Source organism: Dactylosporangium sp. NPDC051484 (genome assembly GCF_040689395.1).
GTDB lineage: Bacteria > Actinomycetota > Actinomycetes > Mycobacteriales > Micromonosporaceae > Dactylosporangium.
In genome coordinates this window covers 1-1,082 of sequence record NZ_JBFAZX010000090.1, presented here as the reverse complement: position 1 = coordinate 1,082, position 1,082 = coordinate 1, and the positions used below count along the sequence as shown (strand labels likewise).

Genomic DNA, 1,082 nt, shown 5'->3' with positions numbered 1-1,082 from the left:
TGCCAGCGGACACGGCATGATCCGGGTTGGCGGACAGTTTGCTCCGGGCTGGCGGACATGAGAAGTCCGTGCCTGCGGTCACATGATCATCCGGAAACGCCTGACTTTCGTCGATGAACACGGAGATCCCCTCGTTGGGGTTGGCTGCTGATTGCTGATCAAGTGGCCGACCCGATCCGAGGGGATCCGTGACCAAGTCTGACAGGGAGATCGTGGAAATTCTGGAGGCGTTCGACCTGACCCGCTGCGCGCACTCGGCTGCGCGGCTGGTCGGGGTCGACGAGAAGACCGTGACACGGTATGTGCAGTTGCGTGATGAGGGCCGGGACCCGTTCGTGCGGACCCGCCGGCCGAAGGCGATCGACGCGTTCCTACCGAAGATCGAGGAGTTGGTCGAGGCGTCGCAGGGCCGGATCCGTGCTGATGTGGTGCATGCTCGGCTGCTGGCGATGGGGTTCACCGGCACTGACCGCACCACGCGACGGGCGGTGGCTGAGGCGAAGACCGCGTGGCGGGCCGGGCATCGGCGGGCGTATCGGCCGTGGGTGCCGGAGCCTGGGATGTGGCTGCAGTTCGACTGGGGTGCCGGACCGTTTGTCGCCGGGCGGCGGACCAGTCTGTTCTGCGCATGGTTGTCCTGGTCGCGGTTCCGGGTGGTGCTGCCGGTCTGGGACCAGACGATGGGGTCGCTGGTCGCGTGTCTGGACGCGACGCTGCGCCGGATCGGTGGCGCGCCGACGTATGTGCTGACCGACAACGCCAAGACCGTGACCGTGGAGCATGTGGCCGGGGTTGCGGTCCGGCATCCGGAGATCGTGGCTGCGGGCCGGCACTACGGGTGCAAGGTCGAGACGTGTGAGCCGTTCGACCCGGAGTCCAAGGGTGGGGTCGAGGCCACGGTGAAGATCGCGAAGGCGGACCTGGTACCGACCATGGCGAACCTCGCCGCCGCCTACGCCTCATTCACCGACCTCGCCGATGCCTGTTTCGACTGGTGCGAGCGGGTCAACGCCCGGGTGCACCGGGAGACCCGGGCCGCGCCGGTGGACCGGCTGGCCGCGGAGCGGGCGCATCTGCACCTG

Annotated in this window: 1 protein-coding gene; it reads left to right on the top strand. The window is 67.9% G+C overall.

Annotated elements, in window-relative coordinates; translation table 11 throughout:
• Positions 1-188: 188 nt before the first annotated feature.
• A partial coding sequence (gene istA, locus AB0367_RS38740; protein ID WP_366231504.1) for an IS21 family transposase occupies positions 189-1,082 on the top strand: 894 nt, incomplete at its 3' end.